The sequence below is a fragment of the Pseudomonas sp. NFACC10-1 genome (assembly GCF_900119195.1).
Classification (GTDB): Bacteria; Pseudomonadota; Gammaproteobacteria; order Pseudomonadales; family Pseudomonadaceae; genus Aquipseudomonas; species Aquipseudomonas cerasi.
This window is the reverse complement of the sequence record NZ_FPJB01000008.1, coordinates 176,637-192,524: the sequence shown is the minus strand read 5'-3', so window position 1 is coordinate 192,524 and position 15,888 is coordinate 176,637. Positions and strand designations below refer to the sequence as shown.

15 protein-coding genes are annotated in these 15,888 nt (G+C 57.8%); 9 read left to right on the top strand and 6 right to left on the bottom strand.

Annotation, left to right across the window (positions count from 1 at the left end; genetic code table 11):
- A complete protein-coding gene (glcF, locus tag BT119_RS21905; protein ID WP_072366918.1) occupies positions 1-1,233 on the top strand; it encodes a glycolate oxidase subunit GlcF in 1,233 nt (410 codons plus the stop codon).
- Between the two features lie 34 nt (positions 1,234-1,267).
- Positions 1,268-1,675 carry a heme-binding protein gene (locus BT119_RS21900; protein ID WP_003436282.1) on the top strand — a complete coding sequence of 136 codons (408 nt, stop codon included), beginning with the start codon at positions 1,268-1,270 and terminating at the stop codon, positions 1,673-1,675.
- A gap of 47 nt (positions 1,676-1,722) precedes the next feature.
- Here the strand turns inward: BT119_RS21900 and BT119_RS21895 are convergent, their stop codons facing one another.
- Together BT119_RS21895 and BT119_RS21890 are read right to left on the bottom strand one after the other, a co-directional pair.
- Complete coding sequence (locus BT119_RS21895) at positions 1,723-2,694, bottom strand: YncE family protein (RefSeq protein ID WP_003370412.1); 972 nt, start codon at positions 2,692-2,694, stop codon at positions 1,723-1,725.
- Positions 2,695-3,023: 329 nt separating this feature from the next.
- Positions 3,024-4,040 carry an HTH-type transcriptional regulator GntR gene (locus BT119_RS21890; protein WP_054081606.1) on the bottom strand — a complete coding sequence of 339 codons (1,017 nt, stop codon included), beginning with the start codon at positions 4,038-4,040 and terminating at the stop codon, positions 3,024-3,026.
- Between the two features lie 283 nt (positions 4,041-4,323).
- On the opposite strand from BT119_RS21890, the gene BT119_RS21885 reads away from it, so the two are divergent.
- The 3 genes from BT119_RS21885 to csrA all read left to right on the top strand — a co-directional run bounded on the left by BT119_RS21885 (position 4,324) and on the right by csrA (position 6,975).
- Positions 4,324-4,812: a gluconokinase gene (locus BT119_RS21885; protein WP_003344097.1), complete on the top strand. Its 489-nt coding sequence runs from the start codon at positions 4,324-4,326 to the stop codon at positions 4,810-4,812.
- Between the two features lie 98 nt (positions 4,813-4,910).
- Positions 4,911-6,263: a GntP family permease gene (locus BT119_RS21880; protein ID WP_003436276.1), complete on the top strand. Its 1,353-nt coding sequence runs from the start codon at positions 4,911-4,913 to the stop codon at positions 6,261-6,263.
- A gap of 523 nt (positions 6,264-6,786) precedes the next feature.
- Positions 6,787-6,975 carry a carbon storage regulator CsrA gene (gene csrA / locus BT119_RS21875; protein ID WP_002554157.1) on the top strand — a complete coding sequence of 63 codons (189 nt, stop codon included), beginning with the start codon at positions 6,787-6,789 and terminating at the stop codon, positions 6,973-6,975.
- A 118-nt stretch (positions 6,976-7,093) separates the two neighbouring features.
- Here csrA and BT119_RS21870 read toward each other — a convergent pair whose 3' ends face one another.
- From BT119_RS21870 to BT119_RS21860, 3 genes are all read right to left on the bottom strand, one after another.
- Positions 7,094-8,494 carry a pyridine nucleotide-disulfide oxidoreductase gene (locus BT119_RS21870; RefSeq protein ID WP_072366917.1) on the bottom strand — a complete coding sequence of 467 codons (1,401 nt, stop codon included), beginning with the start codon at positions 8,492-8,494 and terminating at the stop codon, positions 7,094-7,096.
- Between the two features lie 718 nt (positions 8,495-9,212).
- Complete coding sequence (locus BT119_RS21865) at positions 9,213-9,473, bottom strand: DUF1652 domain-containing protein (protein ID WP_003370403.1); 261 nt, start codon at positions 9,471-9,473, stop codon at positions 9,213-9,215.
- A gap of 404 nt (positions 9,474-9,877) precedes the next feature.
- Positions 9,878-10,387 carry a GNAT family N-acetyltransferase gene (locus BT119_RS21860; RefSeq protein WP_072366916.1) on the bottom strand — a complete coding sequence of 170 codons (510 nt, stop codon included), beginning with the start codon at positions 10,385-10,387 and terminating at the stop codon, positions 9,878-9,880.
- Positions 10,388-10,738: 351 nt separating this feature from the next.
- On the opposite strand from BT119_RS21860, the gene BT119_RS21855 reads away from it, so the two are divergent.
- The 3 genes from BT119_RS21855 to BT119_RS21845 all read left to right on the top strand — a co-directional run bounded on the left by BT119_RS21855 (position 10,739) and on the right by BT119_RS21845 (position 14,418).
- Complete coding sequence (locus BT119_RS21855; protein WP_054081604.1) at positions 10,739-11,683, top strand: alpha/beta hydrolase; 945 nt, start codon at positions 10,739-10,741, stop codon at positions 11,681-11,683.
- A gap of 54 nt (positions 11,684-11,737) precedes the next feature.
- Positions 11,738-12,178: a GNAT family acetyltransferase gene (locus tag BT119_RS21850; protein WP_024662299.1), complete on the top strand. Its 441-nt coding sequence runs from the start codon at positions 11,738-11,740 to the stop codon at positions 12,176-12,178.
- Between the two features lie 119 nt (positions 12,179-12,297).
- Positions 12,298-14,418 carry a TonB-dependent siderophore receptor gene (locus BT119_RS21845; RefSeq protein WP_072366915.1) on the top strand — a complete coding sequence of 707 codons (2,121 nt, stop codon included), beginning with the start codon at positions 12,298-12,300 and terminating at the stop codon, positions 14,416-14,418.
- A 57-nt stretch (positions 14,419-14,475) separates the two neighbouring features.
- Here the strand turns inward: BT119_RS21845 and BT119_RS21840 are convergent, their stop codons facing one another.
- Positions 14,476-14,997: a DUF3237 domain-containing protein gene (locus BT119_RS21840; RefSeq protein WP_003370392.1), complete on the bottom strand. Its 522-nt coding sequence runs from the start codon at positions 14,995-14,997 to the stop codon at positions 14,476-14,478.
- A 184-nt stretch (positions 14,998-15,181) separates the two neighbouring features.
- Here BT119_RS21840 and BT119_RS21835 point away from each other — a divergent pair, with 184 nt between their 5' ends.
- Positions 15,182-15,799, top strand: coding sequence for a TetR/AcrR family transcriptional regulator (locus tag BT119_RS21835; RefSeq protein WP_003370390.1), 618 nt, complete (start codon positions 15,182-15,184; stop codon positions 15,797-15,799).
- Positions 15,800-15,888 lie beyond the last annotated feature (89 nt).

The following is a 15,888-nucleotide window of genomic DNA, read 5'->3' as shown; positions in this document are numbered from 1 at the left end:
ATGCAGACCACATTGAGTGAACACGCCAGAACCCTGCCGCGCGCCGAAGAAGCCGAACGTATCCTGCGCAGTTGTGTGCATTGCGGTTTCTGTAACGCCACGTGCCCGACCTATCAATTGCTGGGTGATGAGCTGGACGGTCCACGCGGCAGGATCTACCTGATCAAGCAGGTGCTCGAAGGTCAGCCGGTCACCGAGAAAACCCGTGTGCATCTGGACCGCTGCCTGAGCTGTCGCAACTGCGAGACCACCTGCCCGTCCGGGGTGGATTACCACAACCTGCTGGACATCGGCCGCGCGGCGGTTGAGGCCCTGGTGCCGCGGCCACTCGCAGAACGCGTGCTGCGTGAAGGCTTGCGTCGCGTCATCCCCCACCCCGGGCTGTTCAAATCCCTGACCGGCATGGGCCTGAAGTTCAGGCCGTTGCTGCCACAAACCCTGGCCACCAAGCTGCCGGAGACGGTCCATCCTGCCGGACTTCGCCCGCACACCGGTCATGCGCGCCAAGTGCTGCTCCTGGAAGGTTGCGTTCAGCCGGGCCTGTCGCCCAACACCAATAGCGCTACGGCGCGGGTGCTGGATCGTCTGGGCATCGGCGTTACGGCGGTCGGACAGGCGGGTTGCTGCGGCGCCGTGGATTATCACCTCAATGCACAGGAGGCAGGGCTGGACCGGGCACGGCGCAACATCGACGCGTGGTGGCCCGCGTTGCAGGGCAGTGTTGAAAGCCTGATCCAGACGGCCAGCGGCTGCGGGGCCTTCGTCAAGGATTACGGCCACCTGCTGCGCCATGATCCAGCCTATGCCGACAAGGCCGGGCAGATCAGCGCGCGAACCAAGGATCTGGTCGAACTGCTGCGCGACGAACCGCTGGAAACCCTCGGCATCAAGACCGATCAGCGCCTGGCGTTTCACTGCCCGTGTACGCTGCAACACGCGCAAAAACTCGGCGGCGAAGTCGAGCGTGTCCTGACTCGTCTAGGCTTCAATCTGACCACAGTGCCGGACGGTCATTTATGCTGCGGCTCTGCAGGCACCTACTCCATCACCCAGCCTGCCATCGCCCGTCAACTGCGCGACAACCGCATGAACGCACTGGAGAGCGGCAAACCGCAGGTGATTGCCACCGCTAATATCGGCTGTCAGACCCATCTGGCCAGCGCCGGCCGAACGCCAGTGCGGCACTGGATCGAACTGATCGATGCAGCGCTTGGCACGCCTGAATCACACTGAACCCTATTCAATAATCACTGCTCCGGAGAACCCCATGAAGATCAAAGCCGTCCTGACCCAGACCGAAATCAGCCTGATGCTCGGTGCCGCACGCGATGAAGCACGGGCCAATGCCTGGGCCGTGTCCATCGCCGTCGTTGATGACGGCGGCCATCTGCTGGCATTCGAGAGACTGGACGACGCCGCACCGATCAGCAGCTACATCGCGATCGAAAAAGCCCGCACCTCGGCACTCGGCAAACGTGAGTCCAAGGGTTACGAAGAGATGGTCAATGGCGGGCGCACTGCATTCCTGAGTGCTCCGCTGCTGACTTCCCTGGAAGGCGGTGTGCCGGTCATCGTCGACGGCCAGGTAATCGGTGCGCTGGGGGTTTCAGGCGTGAAAGCCGAACAGGATGCTCAGGTCGCCAAGGCCGGTGTCGCAGCACTTGACGCCGACTGACGGGCGGCCCGGCTGGTCACACGCAAGCCAGGCCACTGCAGGAGTCTTCATAGCCGGTAGATCGAGATCCAGCTCATGTCCGGATGGCTGGAATAGATATACGTGCCGGTCTTGTTGAGTACAGCGCCGCCTACCGACGGAAAGTAGGCAATGCAGGTGGCGATGCCCTTCACCGTATCGATCCGGTAAACGTCGTAATTACAGGTGTAGATTGCGTAGACATAGCGGTCATCCGGTGTCACGCCGATGACTTTCACCGGGTAACCCTGCGTGCCGATTTTTTCCCGATAGAAGGTTTTATTGGTCGCGGCATCGACGATGTAGACCTCGTCGATGCCGCCGACATACAGCCAGGCGCCATCGGAACTGAAGGCCATCGAACGTGGGTCGGAAAACCCGGTAATGTCATGCTGCAGGTAATCGACCTTGCTGATCGCAAGAACATCGGTAGGCGCGGTGCGATCAACCAGCATGGTCGCGTAAAACCTGTCGTTCAACGGACTGATCCCGAGGGCCAGCGATGCGTTGGTCAGGGCGCCCAGATCGAACTCGTTTTCGACCGTGTAATTCTCGGTCTCGATCAGGCGAATCAAACCGCCGAGCGCATTCTGAAAGGACAGGCAGATAAAACGGCCATCGGCACTGCACAGGATCCTGTTGACGTTGGCTGCCGGGAGTATCCTGATCACTTCGCGCAGGCGCGTATCGACCACGTAGCACCTTTTCTGGCCAATGGTGTAAAGCCTTTTACCATCGGGGCTCAGGGTAATCGCGCCGGCCCCTGCCCGCTTGATGGCGCCCGTTACGCTGGCACTGGCGATGTCGACCACACTGACTTCCCGGCCACTTTCATGGGCGACATACAACGTGGTTTCATCAGGGCTGATAGCGATCTGTGCGGGTACAAAGCCCAGGGGGATAATGCCGGTCAGCCACGCGATGTCCAAGGGCACACCCGAACCGACGGGGTCAGCGATATGCGTCAAGGCTCTAACGTTCTGAGATGCTTTTTTTTGCATTTCTCTGATCCTTCAATAGGTCTTGTAAGACCGCCAGAACGGGGAATAGATAAGAAGATATATCCCCGTCATCCAACGATGCGGCCAAGACACTTATGCCGCTCCGAGCCAAAAACATAGGGTCATTGAATACTCAACACGGGGGGATGGGTACTGTCAGAAATGACAGTCAAAATGTGCCGGAACCGTTCGAATGAGGGTATCGCTGGCAGTGCAGGACAGCGCGGTCGGGCACTCCAGCCCGAAGGCATCGAGCCCGCAGAGCGCCATTACCATTGGTCAGCGCAATGACCCGGAGAAGGCTCGCGAGAATTGGCCGGGGAAAATCCTCAAGAGCTTTCCCGCACCACCAGCTCAAAGCCGAGATCCACCAGAGGCTGCTGGGTGACCCCGTCAAGCAGGCCCAGCAATACCTGCGCAGCGCGCTGCCCGACTTCTTCTCTGGGCGTGCGTATCGAGGTCAGGCGCGGCACCATGTGCGCGGACCCCGGCAGGTCGTTGAAGCCCACCAGAGAGACTCGTTCGGGAATCGTGACGCCCAGGCGCAAGGCCTCCAGCGCGGCGCCTTGTGCCAGGTCGTCGTTACAGAAAAATACCCCGTCGACATCCGGATGCTGGTCAAGCAGGCGCGCAAACAACTCCCCGCCCAGACCGATCGACGAGGCCTGGCGTGTCGAGACCTGCAACGCGGGGTCGAACAGCCCGGCGTCTTCCAGCACCCGACGGAACCCGGCGCCACGTTGCAGTACACGAGGGTCGAGTTGGGCGGCCATGTACGCCAGCCGACGGCGGCCACGCCCGAGCAGGTGACGCGCGGCTTCAGCACCGGCCTGTTGTTGCGAGAACCCGACGCAATAGGCGCCCAGGCGGGTGTCGAGTTCCATCATGTGCACGCAGGGTATGCCGCTGGTTTCAAGCATCTGGCGAGACGCTGCCGTGTGGTCGAAACCGGTCAGCAGAATACCGCGCGGGCGATTGACCAGATGGTTGCGCAGCAGCTTCTCTTCCTCGTCAGGTGAGTAATGGTAGTTGCCGATGACCACGTCCAGGCCCCGCACGCGCAACACGTCCTGAATGGCTTCCAGCGTCTCGATGAACAACTGGTTGGACAGTGACGGCACCAGCACCACGACGGTCTGACTGCAGGAAGAAGCCAGTGCCCTGGCGGCCGGGTTGGCTACATAACCCAGGCCCTGCGCCGCAGCACGGACCTTTTCCACAAGTTCAGGCGCCACGGTGCTGATACCGCGTAACGCACGCGAGGCAGTGATCGGAGAGACACCAGCCAGCTTCGCCACTTCATTGAGCGTGGGGCGACCGGTAGAGCGGGAACCAATGCGTATCATGCGTTGCCAACTAACATAAGGGTTGCCAAATGTGTCGAATGCCCCATAAGGTAGCGCTGTCTCATGGAACGTGACAATGCTTTATCGCTGGTTTCACAGGGGTTGCCCGGTTCGGGTCCCGCGGAGAACAGCCTCCCATGCTTATTGATGAGCCCAAAACAACGACAAATAACTGGAACAGCCCGGGCTGGGACTCATGTCCACCCGAAAGAAGACAGCGCTGTCTCCAGATGAGGTGCCTACTGTGACAACTGCGAATACTGCTATTTCCGCCCTTGTGGTGATGGGTGTGTCTGGCTGCGGCAAAAGCGCCGTGGGTGCCGAGATTGCCCTGAACAGCGGCGGCCGTCTGATCGAAGGCGACGCGTTCCATCCACCGGCCAACATCGAAAAGATGAGCGCCGGAACCCCCCTCAACGACGAAGACCGTGCCGGCTGGCTGACCCGCCTGGGCGAAGAGATGGCTGCCGCCCTCGCCAACGGTGAACACCCGGTGCTGACCTGCTCCTCGCTCAAGCTCATTTATCGCCAGCGCCTGCGTGATGCGGTGCCTGGCCTGGGTTTCGTTTTTCTGGAACTCAGCAAGGAACTCGCCAGCGAACGCTGCTCGCACCGGCCTGGGCACTTCATGCCCGCCAGCTTGGTGGACAGCCAGTTCGCGACCCTCGAACCGCCCTATGGCGAACCGCTGACATTGATCGTGGACGCGTCCCAGCCTATCGATGTCATCGGCAAACAAGCCGCAGCATGGTGGAAAGGCTCTCACGCCTGATAAAGGTGTGAGTGCAAAAGACAGCGCTGTCTTGCGCACACACGATTGAAGTCGGCGCTGTTAACAGTTCCTTAAAACAATAAACCGGAGAGACACCCATGTTCGGTATGACCCATGAGACGTTCCTGCTCGTCGATGCCTTGGTGACCATCGTCGGCCTGGTGCTGCTGATCACCACCTTCAAGGTGCACCCTTTCGTCGCGCTGACCCTGGCGGCAGGCTTTCTTGGCCTGACCTCGGGAATGCCGGTCGAAAAAGTCATGAAATCCTTCCAGGACGGCTTCGGTGGCGTACTGGGCTTCGTCGGTATCATCCTTGGCCTGGGCACGATGCTCGGCAAGCTGATGGCCGACTCGGGCGGCGCAGACCAGATTGCGCAAACGCTGATACGCACCTTCGGCAAGCAGAAAGTGCACTGGGCAATGATGTTCTCTGCCTTCCTGGTGGGCATCCCGTTGTTCTTCGAGATCGGTTTTGTCCTGCTGATACCGCTGGTGTTCATTGTCGCGCGACGCACCGGCGTGCCCATCGTGAAGATCGGCATTCCGCTGCTGGCAGGCCTGTCAGCCGTGCACGGTCTGGTTCCACCGCATCCGGGTCCGTTGCTGGCCATCGGCATCTTCGGTGCAGACATCGGCAAGACCATTTTCTACGGACTGATCGTTGCTCTGCCAACCGCCATCATCGCTGGCCCGATCTTCGGTAACTGGATTTCCAAAAGTATCCCCGGTACGCCGTCCAAGGAACTGATGGACCAGATTGCCAAGGAGTCGAGCACTGACAACCTGCCAGGCTTCGGCATCACGCTGGTGACCATCCTGCTGCCAGTCTTCCTGATGCTGCTCAAGACCTTGGCCGACGTGGTATTGCCGGAAAACAACATGTTCCGCATCTGGATGGATCTGATCGGTCACCCGATCACCGCCCTGCTTGCCGCGCTGTTGCTGGCGTTCTACACCTTTGGTGCCGCGCGCGGGTTTGACCGCAGCAAGATCATGAAGCTGCTGGACCAGAGTCTCGCTCCGGTGGCGGCAATCGTGCTGATCGTGGGCGCAGGCGGTGGCTTCAAGCAGATGCTGGTGGCCAGTGGCGTCGGTGACGTGATCGGGCACATGGCTGTGCAGGCGCAGATCAACCCGATCATGCTGGCCTGGCTGGTAGCGGCGGTCATCCGCATCGCAACCGGTTCGGCGACTGTGGCAACCATTACCGGTGCCGGCATCGTAGCGCCGGTGGTCGGCCTGATTCCAGGCGTCAATCGCGAACTGCTGGTGCTGGCAACCGGTGCAGGTTCGTTGATCCTGTCGCACGTCAATGACGCCGGGTTCTGGCTGGTGAAGCAGTACTTCAACATGACCGTTGCCGAGACCTTCAAGACCTGGACAGTGATGGAAACCATCCTCTCGGTCGTCGGCCTGATTTTCATCATGCTGTTGTCGATGGCGGTGTAAACCCCGGACCAGGCCTTCGCGGGAGCTGCAGCCCGCGAACGCCTGGCCCCGCCTCACACCTGTGCATCACCCTTCCCAGCCCCCCGCTATACACCGCATCAGCATGGACACTACGGTGATCCGCAGCCCCTTCCTACACACTCGTTCGCCACTTTCATTTGAATTTTCAGAAAGCCCGGGCAATCTGGTGAAGTCGTGCCTACGCTTGTACTCATATCGAAATGGCTTGAGCAGCACCGTCGACCGAGACGATGACGACCCTGAACGGTGCAGCGGCTGACGTTACTTTTTATATGACGCCAGTAAATACGGGCATTTTCACGTCGAAACGGGCAGAATTGGCGCACTCGTCGTATCCGGGATGCAAATCTCGATGACAAGAAAATGAACCGAGGGAATTTAATTCACCTGTGCGACGTCATAAGACGGATGCATTTGGATGCACTCGGCAACAATCACCACGCAAAGGCAAACGCCAGCCTCTTGAGAGAGGCGTTTTCAAGAGGCCATCAAGGAAAAGATTATGTTGATACTCACTCGCAAAGTAGGCGAAAGCATAAACATCGGTGACGAGATCACCGTCACGATTCTTGGCGTTCAAGGGCTTCAAGTCCGCCTGGGCATCAATGCACCTAAAAATGTTTCAGTGCATCGTGAAGAAATCTACAAACGTATCCAGGCAGAACTGGCTCCCAACCAGGACCCACAATAATTCCCGCACCACCCCCTTATTCAATGCTGATCTGCCGTTTATTGGCAGACCGGCCGTACGGCGTCCCTGGGACGCCGTTTTTTATGGCCGCCATTCTGCGCTTCTCTGCTGCACCGGCCTAACCGGCCTGAAGGCCTAAAGCCGCCTGCATGAACCCCTCCGAAATGAACGTCTCGGCAGCTACAGGTTGATGAGCGAGCCTGCGCGTGACCGCCTCCAGTACCACTCGGCTGGCATCATGATGAAACTGCCAGACGCCGTATATCCGGCCGTCGAAGGCGGGTTCGCTGCCCAATTGCGGGTCTACGCCCAGTCCGGCGCCCAGACCGAAAAGATGCAGGCCCTTGATTCGACGACCGTGCTGGTCGAACGGGCAGCCGCCAGCGTCCGAGTCGAGTCCCCCCTTGGCCTCGCGCAAGCTGACAAGGTTGCCATCGGCATCCTTCAGTCTGGGCAACACGGGCTGATAACCAGAGCACTGCACGATCACAGTCGAGTCAGCCAGGACACGTCGTGCCTGCTCGTGTTCATCGGGGCGTCCGCCCAGTGTCTGCACCATCTGCACGTGCACGCCGGTTTTGCCTACGCGGCCACTTTGCAGCGCTTCGCGCCCGATCTCCAGGGCACGGTAACGCAAGCCTCCGGAACGGTTGATCCGACCTGAAACCGGACAGACATCAAGCTGCGCGTCGAATGCGTAGCCGGCTGCGTGCGCCAGTTCAGCACTTTCGTAAAACAGCCTGATACTGCTTCGGTGAACCAGTGACAGTTCTTGCAAGCCAGCAAACTCCAGTGCATCCGCCAGATTCTCAAGCGTCGAGAAAGCGCTGTGAGATCCCCCGACGATGGTGATACGCCCGTTATCGGCCAGCGCCGGGGCAAATACTTCGCGTAACTGCACCGCGTTCATGCGCAACAAGCGGTCAGCGCTCTGGATAGTGCAGGTGTCCGGCAGCGTCAGACCTTGCCGGGCAAGATCATCGATCAGGTGTTGTGGATCCTGGCGCCCGCCCAGGTTGAGTACCAGCGTCTGGCAGCGCACGCTTCTTTTGCCGTACACGCTGTCAACGTGCAGACAGAACTCGTCGCCCTCGCAAATCACCTCATCAAGGCGCGTGCCGGACCATACTTCTACGCCATAACGTTGCACGATGTGGTCCAGCACCAGCCTGGCTGCTTCGGCCATGAGCAGGCCCACATCCGACAGCTGTGGCGCGCTCTGTGCCTGCGCCTTGATGCGCCAATAGGCTGCCGAGTACTCAAGGGGTTCGAACACCTCGCGCAATGCCGGATCACGAAGGCAATCGATGAATACATCGCCTACCGAGTTGGCAGTAATCCGGTAATCTCCCAGCGCACCCGCCCCGGGCTGGTCGCTTGCATCAATGACAATCAGTCCTTTGGCAGCGAGCCCGGGCATCGCGCCGCTCTTCAGGGCGTAGAACAAAAAGCCCATGCCCGCGAGCCCGGCACCTCCCACCACGCAACCGCAGGCTGTTTCCATACAGTTATCAAACATAATGATGCTCCATCGTCATTTTCATACGTGGGTGCAGTCCAGATGTTCTGGATGTCGAATACCTGATTGATAAGGCGAACCAGCGTCCCTGCACGATTCGAGGCGAAACACATGCAGCACACTACACACGCGCTCATTCACGGCGCCCATGAGACGACATGGTTAGAGAAGGTGTTCTTCACAAAAAATTACACTAGGTACAACAGACACAGGCCCAATGTTCAGACCTGACAGGAGAAGGCGTCATGCTACCGCCCTTTTTAAGACAACGCTTTTATCAGCCTGAAAAGAGTGACAATGCGTTACAAAATAAGTCGGGCAACTGAATAGTTGCAAAGAAAATCGGGGGTGTCAAATGGGCTGCAAGCGGCGACAATGGCCTGGAACGCTTTATAACCTGATGATTTGAATGACCTTGTATCGTTTAATCGTTGAATGACCCTTCAAAAGAGCAGTTCTGGCTGACATTGACGCATTCAATGCGTTCAACTTATTTTTTATAGTCTGCGCTAAAAACAGCATTCTTTCGACGCTGTTAATTTGACGAGCATAAAGCGGTTCTGCGCCACCAAAGGTTCGCGTTCATGAAGACCCGCCTAGCCTCTCTGCCTGCGCCGAATGCGGTGGATAAAGCGGCCCTTAGAAACGACAAGGCCCCGATCAGCGATGATCAGGGCCAGGTAACGTGATGCCGGGGCATCAGCGGGGTGCAGCAGTATCAGGCAGCGCTGTAATACGCTTTCGCCACCCGGGGCATTACCGGTTCTTCGCGCAACTCGGCCACCAGTGCCGAGATGTCCCGAACCGTATTGATACGGCTGAGCGGCAGATTCATCTGGCGCTGGGTACGCCCCGATACCGGGTCGCTTATCTGCACGTTCATCTGATCATTGGCAATCGTACAGGTGCAGCGTAACGGCAGGAACGCACGTTCAACGATGCTTCTGAGTTCTAACTCGGACAGTCCACTCGCGATCATCTCTTTATCTCCTTATGTGTGTAAGCATGTCCCGACAGTGACAAATTTTTGATAATTTTTATTGTTGATGACTTTTTAAAAACGGCCCGCGCCAGCCCGCCAATTATCCGTCGCCACTCACTTGATGCTTAAACCCGTTATACACTGCGCGCTGCACTTCAGGCAACTTCCATACCTGAATATCGATCATCCTTTTAACGCGGTTTCTTATTGAGTGCTCCCACAGAAAAAACGATTCACCCTCATGTTCTTCAACAGAATGGGACTCGGCGTGAACCGCAGCGTATAAAAGGCACGTGAACGGAAGGAATAAAGACCGACGAACGGTTGAACATGAAATGGTTACTGCGCTCGCAAGGCACGCCCGCTCCTTTAAAAGAGTCCTGCGTGCCCCGCTCGAAAACTTACTCTTGTGCGTCTTGCATGTTCTCTTTTGCGTCGGTGCCGGACAGCCGCAGGTGAATCAGCGCAACACGCTCGCCACGCTTGTCGCGCTTTTCTTCGATGTGGAAAGGACGAAACCCCATTCGCGGATAGAACAGCAGGCCCGGGACGTTGTGGTTGTAGCAGGACGCGATCATTTCACTCGCCTCGTGCTTGTCGAACGCAATCCCCATCATGGTGGTGATCATGAAGCGCCCTACTCCTCTGGAGCGGGCTTTCGGTGCGATGATGACGTTGCCCAGCGAACAGCGGCCGCGAAACGTGCAGAGAGAAAAGTTGGCAAACCCTACTACTTCGCCATCCATCTCGATGACAGTCGAATCATGACGCGTCTCAAGCGCTTCGATGAGTTGCGAGGCGGTCAACGGGTACGTGGCCCTGGGGAACATATAGAACAGCTCATCGGCATTCTGCGGCATCTCGCAGATGAGGGGGACGTCTTTTTCTTCCAGGGGACGGTAGGTGAACATAGGCGGTAACCTCTTGAAGAAATTGAAGAAAGCGCGGGAATACAGCAGGCAGATCGGCGAATCCGGCGGCGGTAGATGACAAAAACACAGCGCCCTCGCCGACACAGCATAATCCGCAGCTATCGATAAGGGCTACCTCAATAACAAAACGTGCTAATGAGCGTCGTTGTCCAGGCTGCCTTCGGGCCACATCGCGCAAGGTATTGAAGCCACCGGTTTTACTCGCCTCGGTCTATCAATCCTTCCGGCGCAGGTACGCAATATCCTGTAACCCGGCGTTCGTCGGCTGGTCTTGCATCCCGGATGCAGATTCTGCATTTATTTCACTTTGTTGACCGGACTCTCCTTCTTATGTCGATTTCGCCTCTGGCTCGCTTCAAAGCCCGTCCGCTCAGATGGATTAGCATGATAGCCGTCATCCTTGGCCTGCCCGTTGGCTGCGCAGTGCTTGAACACAAGGAGCGCGAACTGGTATTTCGCATCGAGCCCGGTACCGCCAGCTGGTACAGCGGTCTGCCGGCAGATGTACAGGAAATCGAACTCAGTACACCGGCATTCGGTAACTCACAGAATATCCACGCATGGTGGTGGCCCGCTGCGGACAAGAACGCCCCGGCGGTGCTGTACCTGCATGGATCACGATGGAACCTCACCGGCCAGCTGTTCCGTATCCAGCAACTCAAGGCGCAGGGTTACTCGATACTGGCGATCGATTACCGGGGTTTCGGGCAAAGCATGGGCCAGCTGCCGTCGGAGAAGTCCGTGTATGAAGACGCACGCATCGCCTGGGAACGCCTGAAGCAATTGCAACCCGATCCGCAGCGCAGGCTGATTTATGGACATTCTCTGGGCGGTGCGGTGGCAGTGGATCTGGCTGCCGAGCTGGGCGAAGACGCTGAAAAGGGCAATGTGCCGATTCAGGCCCGCGGGCTGATCATAGAATCCACGTTCACCAACCTGGCCGATGTGGCTACCGCGCTGGCCAATACCTCGCTGCCGGTGCGCTGGCTGCTGTCGCAGAAGTTCGACTCACTGGACAAGATTGCAGACATCCATATGCCGGTGCTGATCGTGCATGGCACCGAGGATCGCTATGTCCCGGCCCGCTTCAGCGAACAGTTGTTTGAGGCCGCGCAGGAACCGAAGAAACTGCTATTGGTGCCTGGCGGTACGCATAACAACAGCATGCAGCTCGGGCAGCCCGCTTACAGCCGGGCCATTCGCGCCCTGCTCGATACACCCGCATCGCTGCCTCAGGTGACAAAACAGGGCAAGGGCTCAAAGACCGCCGGTTAGACAATGCAGGGCGCGTGGCCTTAGTCTTCGGATTCATGGCTAAAGGACCCCGCAATGAACTGTATTGTCGAGTATTCAGACCCGCATCACCGTCTCGCGGTCATCCAACTGTGGAAGACCGTCTTCAATGACGAAAAGCCGCACAATCGCCCAGACCTGTCGATCGACAAGAAAAGGGCTGTCGACGACCATTTGTTTTTCGTCGCTCTAGCGGATGACGAGGTGGTCGGGACCCTCCTTGCCGGCTATGACGGTCATCGCGGCTGGCTGTATTCGGTTGCCGTTGATCCCCAACAGCGTGGCAAAGGCCTGGGCACCCGGCTGGTCAGGCACGCTGAAAAAGCGCTCGCGGAGCTTGGCTGTGTGAAGATCAACCTGCAGATCCATACCTTTAATGAAAGCGTGCAGGCCTTCTATCAAACCCTGGGCTATACGCCTGAGCCCATTATCAGCATGGGTAAGCGGATTGATGCCAATGTACCTAATCTGCCCTGAGCCGTGCGCCCCCTGTTTGCAGGGGGAAAGAAGCCGGCAGGCGCCTCAATCATTTATTTACATGAGAATCAATATCAAATTACAATTATTGCTATTAACGTCCTAGCAGAGCATCTCCCTTGAGCACTTCCTTCCAATGCCCTCGCCGTCCCGGCACTTTTCTGCTGTCCGCGCTTTCTCTGGCGATGTTCTCCGGCGGCGCAGTGCATGCAGCTGAAACCGCAACGCTGCCTGCCACGCAGGTGTCGGCAACCGCGACCGAAACACAGGAAGGCTACAGCGCCAAAAGCGCCAGCACCGCGAGCAAGAGCGATGTACCGCTGAAGGAAGAAGCGCAGTCGGTCAACGTGGTGACACCGCAGACCATCGCCGACTACAACGTGCGCTCGCTGGACGATGCCATGAAGTTTGTCAGTGGCGTCAGCCAGGGCAACACGCTTGGCAACACCAAGGACTCGCTGGTCAAGCGCGGCTTTGGCACCAACGATGATGGCTCGGTGCTGCGTGACGGCGTGCGCTCGGTGGTGTCGAAAAATTTCGGCGCTACCACCGAACGCGTTGAAGTGCTCAAAGGCCCGGCCTCGCTGCTGTACGGAGCCATGGAGCCGGGTGGCGTGATCAACGTGATCAGCAAACAGCCGCAATACGTGCAAAGCACCACGCTCAGTGGCTCGGCGTACAGCGAAGGCGGCGGCAGCTTCGGCATCGACACCACCGGCCCGCTGGGCGACTCGGGGCTGGCCTACCGCTTGGTGGCCGAGCGTCAGAGCGAGGACTACTGGCGTAACTACGGCGTTGACCAGCACACGCTGGTCGCGCCGTCGCTGTCCTGGACCGGGGAGCGCGCCAGCCTGACGCTGGCTTACGAATACAACGATTACGTGAGCCCGTTCGATCGTGGCACGGTGTTCACGGGCGGTCATCCTGCCAATATCAGCTACGACAAGCGCCTGGATGAAAAATGGTCCAATACAGTCGGCATCAGCGAAACCGCAACCGCGCGCTTCGAGTACCAGCTCAGCGATGACTGGAAAACCCGTCTGACCTACGGCTGGAACAACGACCGCTACAGCCTCTCGATTGCCCAGCCGAGTACGCTGTCCAGCAGCGGCGTGCTACGGCGTCAGGCCAATGGCGGCCACTACGATTATGAAACGCGTTATGCCAGCTGGGACTTCATCGGCAAGCAGGAGCTGTTTGGCCAGCAACATGATCTGCTGATCGGTGCCGAACAGGAAGACTCCGACAAGTACCGCGGCAAGACCTATCGCAACACCGCCCAGAACGGCTTCAACATCTTTTCGCCCAGCTATGGCAGCCTGGCAGAGCCCAGCGTGATCAGCGCAGCGAACAGCAACCTGAGCAATCAACTGACTTCATCGTCCATTTACCTCAAGGATAACTGGCACCTCGATGACCGCTGGATTCTGGTCCTCGGCGGCCGCTATCAGCATTATGACCAGTACATCGCCCAAGGCCTCGGCGCCAGCCGCAACACTAACCTGGACAAAAATGACGATATATTCCTGCCGATGGCGGGCCTGGTATTCAAGGTCAATGAAGACCTGTCGCTGTACGGCAACTACAGCCGCTCCTTCGTCCCCAATGATGACGTTAACGATGACGGCACCACCTTCGACCCGGAAGAAGGTCGCAGTTACGAAGTCGGGGCCAAATATGCACTGGCACCGGAACTCGACTTCAACCTTGCGGTGTTCGATATCGAGAAGAAAAACGTCGTCACCCCTACTGGCGTGACGGGTGTCAGCGAAGCCGCTGGCAAGGTAGGTTCACAAGGCATCGAGCTGGACGTGACCGGTCGAATTGCCGAGCGCTGGGACATGATCGGCACTTACGCTTACACCCACACCGAAGTGCTGGATGATCCAAGCAACAAGGGCAATCGTCTTAGCCAGGCCCCCAAGCATACGGCCAGCCTGTACCTCACCCACCATCTGCAAGTCCCGTCCGGCCTGGGCGACTGGCACGCAGGTGGCGGCGCACGCTATGTGGGCGAACGTGCTGGCGACGATGCCAACACCTTCTATATGAGCAGCTACACAGTGGCGGATGCGTTTCTGCGCTGGGACGTGCCCATGGCCGGTTATAAAACACGCCTGCAGTTGAATGTGGATAACCTGCTCGACAAGCAGTACTACCCGTCCAGCACCGGCAGCCAGTTGCAGGTCAACGTGGGTGAACCGCGCACCGCGCGCCTGAGTGCCAGCGTCACGTTTTAAAAGCTGTCGCGTAGCAGGCCTGCCCAGGCGTGCTACGCGGACATTCGCAGGGACTGATCAGAACTTCATTCGGTAAAAGCTGATCAGCGCTTCATTGCCATACAGGTATTCGAACCTGCCGATGAATGCGCTCTTCTCCAGCCACTCGTTAGGACCCAGAGAGACCTGAAAGCGCGGTGTACAGGTGCACTGATAATGGCCTTCGCTGATTGGCCATACTCCGTTCTGCAGGTCGTGCTGGCCCGCTTCGTCAACGAGTAGAGCGCCCCTGCTTTCAACGTTGATCATTTCACCCAACTGGGTGACCAGCGTGAAACGGGTTTCCAGAAAGGCAAGCTCGGATGACAACTCAACCAGCGTATTGCTACCGCCGGAGAGTACCGAGCCGCTGAAGTTTTCGCCGTAAAATTCCCCGCCCACTACATTGCTGTTGCTACGCAGCCCGTCACTGCAAATCCCCATAAGCACAGGAGCGTCGGTCTTCAGAATCACGGTCAGCATTTTTTCCAGCTGAGGAGCGGCTGCCGTATTACTACGAAAAGCACGTTTGACGGATTTGTTGAAGTCGATAATGGTCATAGAACTGTTCACTCCATCTTTGAATGGATTCGGGCAACGAATGGCCGGGTGCAGTCCATCGGCATTTATCTGCGCCTGCTTTTCCAGTAAGCTCCACGGAGTCTGCTGAAATCGTACCGAACGGTTCAGTTCCAGTCTAGAGAATTTTGCACACAATCTGCCCACTGGAGAATTGAGGATATGAATGAAGGTCCGTACTGAAGCTCGCCGCGAAGCCATCATTGATGCCGCAGCAAGTGTCTTCCTCGAAATGGGCTACGAGCGTGCCTCGATGAATGAAGTCACCAAACGAATGGGTGGCTCCAAGGCGACGATCTACAGTTACTTCCCCTCCAAGGAAGAACTGTTCATCGCCGTGGTTAACAGGCTCGCCACCGCTCATCTGGCCGACGCGGTTTCAGAGTTGGCGATCCAGGATGACAAACCGATCAATTTGAGAACACTGTTTACCCGTTTCGGGGAACGCATGCTCATGGTGCTCATCAATGACGACAAGGCACTGGCTGTCTATCGCATGGTAGTGGCCCAGTCAGGGCACTCGGACATCGGCATGATGTTTTACGAGTCCGGTCCCAGCCAGTGTTTGCAGACAGTCAGCTCACTGATGGCTCTGGCGATGCGAAAAGGCCAGTTGCGTGAAACCGATCCGCACATCGCCGCATTGCAGTTGACCTCGCTATTGACTGCCGAAACCGACATTCGTCTTTACCAGCAGGCGCCCATGCCGCTGAGTATCGAAGAAATTCACGCCATGGTCGAACGCGCGGTGGATACCTTCATGTTGGGTATGGAGAAACGTTGAATCCGCATAAAAGAACCAAGCGGTTTTGATAAAAGCCAATATTGCAACCCTTCTGAAACACTTTGTTACTCTTTTACGGCCAAGTTAAT